This window comes from Halobacillus sp., from assembly GCF_049282395.1.
Classification (GTDB): domain Bacteria; phylum Bacillota; class Bacilli; order Bacillales; family Halobacillaceae; genus Halobacillus.
In genome coordinates this window covers 1-4,034 of sequence record NZ_JBAPTY010000398.1, presented here as the reverse complement: position 1 = coordinate 4,034, position 4,034 = coordinate 1, and the positions used below count along the sequence as shown (strand labels likewise).

At 38.7% G+C, this 4,034-nt stretch carries 5 protein-coding genes; all 5 read right to left on the bottom strand.

Features of this window, described 5'->3' with window-relative positions:
• Positions 1 to 592, bottom strand: a 592-nt coding sequence (locus WAM07_RS16745) for a phosphate ABC transporter ATP-binding protein (RefSeq protein ID WP_422168550.1), incomplete at its 3' end; no start/stop codon positions are given.
• Between the two features lie 12 nt (positions 593 to 604).
• A complete protein-coding gene (gene pstA, locus WAM07_RS16740; protein ID WP_422168549.1) occupies positions 605 to 1,492 on the bottom strand; it encodes a phosphate ABC transporter permease PstA in 888 nt (295 codons plus the stop codon).
• Positions 1,492 to 2,424 carry a phosphate ABC transporter permease subunit PstC gene (gene pstC, locus WAM07_RS16735; RefSeq protein WP_422168548.1) on the bottom strand — a complete coding sequence of 311 codons (933 nt, stop codon included), beginning with the start codon at positions 2,422 to 2,424 and terminating at the stop codon, positions 1,492 to 1,494. The genes pstA and pstC overlap by 1 nt, the downstream gene beginning before the upstream one ends.
• A gap of 92 nt (positions 2,425 to 2,516) precedes the next feature.
• Positions 2,517 to 3,473: a phosphate ABC transporter substrate-binding protein gene (locus WAM07_RS16730; protein ID WP_422168547.1), complete on the bottom strand. Its 957-nt coding sequence runs from the start codon at positions 3,471 to 3,473 to the stop codon at positions 2,517 to 2,519.
• A gap of 207 nt (positions 3,474 to 3,680) precedes the next feature.
• The coding region (locus WAM07_RS16725; protein ID WP_422168546.1) for a penicillin-binding transpeptidase domain-containing protein at positions 3,681 to 4,034 on the bottom strand (354 nt) is incomplete at its 5' end.

Here is a 4,034-nt window from a genome sequence, read left to right as displayed (position 1 = left end):
CTATTTTAGAATTGGAAATTGGGTCTAGAGCTGAAGTAGGCTCATCTAAAAGCAAAACTTTAGGCTGTAATGCAAGTGTCCTCGCTATACAAAGTCTTTGCTGCTGCCCGCCGGACAAGGCTTTTGCTGATTTGTTCAAACGGTCTTTCACTTCGTCCCACAAGGTAGCCTGCTTCAGAGATCGCTCTACAATATTGTCCAGTTTCTCTTTATTTTTGATTCCATTATATTTTAAAGCGTGAGTGATATTCTCATATATAGGTTTATTAAATGGGTTTGGTTCTTGGAAAACCATCCCAATTTCTTTTCTTAAATCTACCACACTCACATTATCGTCAATTATATTGATCCCGTCATACATCACTTTACCCTCAGCCCTGGATGCCGGGATCAAATCGTTCATTCTATTTAAAGAGCGAAGAAATGTGGATTTTCCACAACCAGAAGGTCCAATTAAAGCTGTAATTTTATTTTCTTCGATGGGCATAGAAACACTGTTAACAGCCCGGGTCTCACCATAGTATATACTTAAATCATTAACTTCCAAAACTGTTTTATTTTTAGCGGCAACTTGGGCTTCAACCTTACTCATGAAATTTCCTCCTTAGCTAGTACCACTAGATTTTTTATAAATATAACTTCCTAAAATTCTTGCAATTAAATTAAAAGCCAGCACGAATAGAATAAGAACGGCCGCAGAGCCATTTGCTATTTCATCAACGTCAGGCATAATTCCTTGAGAATTCACTTTCCAAATATGAACAGATAATGTTTCTGCTGATCTAAATGGATTTAACGGTGAGTTATTATCAAACGGGTTCCAAGTCTGAAAACTTAAGTTAGGCGATGATAGGCCAGCAGTAAATAATAGAGCAGCTGCTTCGCCAAATATACGTCCTGCAGACAATAATATTCCTGTTAAAATTCCGGGGAAAGCAGCCGGAACTAATACTGTCTTAATTGTATGCCAATGGCTCACACCCAAGGCGAGACTAGCATGTTTCACAGTAGGTGGAATAGATCTTATTGAGTCCTCAGAAACCCTTACAATAATCGGAAGATTAAACACTGTTAATGCTAACGCACCAGCAATAATTGAGTATCCCATGTTAAACCATTGAACAAATACTAGTAAGCCAAACATCCCTACTACAATAGAAGGTAAGGATGACAAAACTTCTACACTAGTCCGGATAACTTGAGTAAGTTTATTTGGTTTTGCATATTCTGCAAGATAAATCCCTCCTAATACTCCAAGAGGTGCTGAAATGAGTAAAGTTAGTATTAGCAGATAGAATGAGTTCCATAATTGGTTTTTAATTCCCCCGCCAGCATTTACTGAACTTGCATCACTTGTTAGAAAGGACCAACTCACCTCTTTTAACCCATTAGCAAGAATGTACCCTAGTAATAATGCCAGAGTCACTACCATTATTCCTGCACATGTTATAAAAAAGCCAGTTGCAATCTTATCAGTAATTCGTCTATTCATCAGATCTTCCTCCTACTGGACAGATATCTCACAAAGATTATGAAAACATAAGACATAATCAATAATATTAAACCAAGCGACCAAAGCAAATTATTATGAAAACTACCGTACGTAGTGTGAGGCATCCCTAAAGTAATAATTGAAGTGAGAGTAGCTGTTTGGTCCAATAAAGATTGCGGAATAGCTGTAGAGTTTCCGATTACCATCTGAACAGCTAAGGCCTCACCAAACGCTCGGGCCATACCAAAGACAATTGCTGTCATTAATGAAGGTAAAGCTGCTGGAATAATTACTCTATAAATAGTTTGCCATCTGGTTGCGCCTAGGGCGTATGATGCATTTTTCATTTCAGCTGGAATTGATTTAATCGCATCTGCAGATATGCTGGTGACAGTTGGAAGAATCATCACACCGACCACGATAGTACCAGCAATTAAACTGAATCCCAATCCGCCAATATATTGTCTAATAATTGGAACTATTACTGTTACCCCAATTAAGCCGTACACCACAGAAGGTATACCTACGAGGATTTCAATAACTGGCTGCAAAACCTTTTGCCCATATTTCTTTGCAATTTCAGTCATAAAAATTGCGCTTGCGATTCCAATTGGTGCTGCCACAAGAGCAGCCAAAAAAGTAACAGCAAAAGACCCAATAATAAAAGGAAGAGCCCCATAGCCGCCTTCACTTGCATTAGATCCTGGTTCCCAATTAATACTGGTTAGAAAGGTTAAAGGATTTGCATCAAATGCTATGAACGATTGTAAACCCTTATACCCTAAAAATACTGTAATAGAAATAGTAGAAATTATAATTAAAAAAGCGCAAAGTTTAACTATTAATTGACCTTTTTCTTTACTTTTTAACGCTGAATTGCTCCCCCTCAGTAACCGATGAGAATTGTTTGAATTATGACTTCTCTCTTCCATCGTGTCTCCTCCTTTTGAACAATAACATAGAGAGAGGTAAATACTTTAAGCATTTACCTCCCTCAATTATTTAAGGTGCATTGAGAATATCTTTATTTTTCTGATTCATTTCCTTCGGCATCACGTTCTACTTCCATCTTAGTAGAAGAAATATATCCTTGCTCGGGAACCAAGTTGTTTTGAATTTCATCACTCATCATGTAATCAAGGAATTCTTTTTCAAGACCTTCTGGTTCACCTTTTGTATAGCTATGCTCATAGGCCCAAATTGGGAATTCTCCAGATTGAACGTTTTCATCTGTAGCTTCTACTCCGTCAATATTAAGCGGATTAACAGATTCATCTGTGAAGTAAGAGAAAGCCAAATAACCTACAGCGCCTTTTGTTTCAGCAATGATCTTTTTAACACGGTTTGAGGAATCTTCTGTAATTCCTTCTGCTGGAGTTTCTCCATCTAAACCAAATTTATTAAATGTAGCTCTAGTACCTGATCCATCAGGACGGTTAACAAGAACGATTTCTTGATCCGCTCCGCCAACTTCAGACCAGTTAGTGATTTCTCCAGTGAAAATAGCTTTAAGATCCTTTTTAGAAAGGTTGTCTACTCCCACCTCTGGATGTGCAGCTGCTGTCATGCCTACTACTGCTACTTTGTGGTCTACAAGTTCATCAGCATTAATGTCTTCTTTGCTTTCTGCAAAGTAGTCGGCGTTACCAATGTCAAAGTTTCCGCGAGCAACTTCACTTAAACCAGTACCACTACCTCCACCTTGAACATTAATTTGCGCTTCAGGGTTCTCTTCCATGAATTTCTCTGCCGCAGCTGCAGCTAGTGGCTGCATCGCGCTGGATCCCCCAACTACGATTGAACCAGACGCAGAACCTTCACTACCTTCAGATTCGGAACCTTCTGAACTTGACTCCTCGCTTGCGCTTTCTGAGCCGTTACCTTCTCCATCTGACTCCTCGCCAGAGCTACCGCATGCAGCAAGTACTCCAAGCACTAAAACAAATGCAAACATTAGTGCTAAACTTTTAAAGTTTTTCATTTCTTTCTCCCCCTATTTCTAAACAAGTATTATGTGATGCCGGCTTGACCAACTCACATTTTATATATTAAAGAAAGAGTTTTAAGTACATATAAATCAAACGTAAAGGTTTTGTAAATTGGTCGATTTTTATCGTTTTTTATTTTTTCAAGCATAAAAAAAGGCTAACCGAAAGGGATTCGGTTAGCCTTTTAACAATATAGATAATTATTCTTCCCCTGTTTCTTCAGTGTTTTGCTCAGATGGTGGTGCCTCGATACCTTCTTTTTCCCTTTCTTCCTTTAAATCAAAATAAGCTTTTCCTATACGTGCGCCGATCTTATTACTCACACCGGTGGTGGGCGTATCATTTCCCAAGTATGGAGTTACAACAGAAAAAGCGACTTCAGGATCATCGTGGGGAGCATATCCGATTAAGGTTTTGTTTAACAAATTGGATCTAGCAGCTTGTGCTGTTCCTGTTTTACCTGCCATATTATATTTAGCGTAAGTGGAATTGGAAAACACACTGCTTGCCGTACCTTCACTCGTTTGGAATACCTGCCTGAACCCTTCTTGCAC

What these genes read in the sequence shown, in the direction of transcription:
- pstC (WP_422168548.1), bottom strand. Translation starts at nt 2,424, where the DNA reads ATGGAAGAGAGAAGTCATAATTCAAACAATTCTCATCGGTTACTGAGG.
- WAM07_RS16730 (WP_422168547.1), bottom strand. Translation starts at nt 3,473, where the DNA reads ATGAAAAACTTTAAAAGTTTAGCACTAATGTTTGCATTTGTTTTAGTG.
- pstA (WP_422168549.1), bottom strand. Translation starts at nt 1,492, where the DNA reads ATGAATAGACGAATTACTGATAAGATTGCAACTGGCTTTTTTATAACA.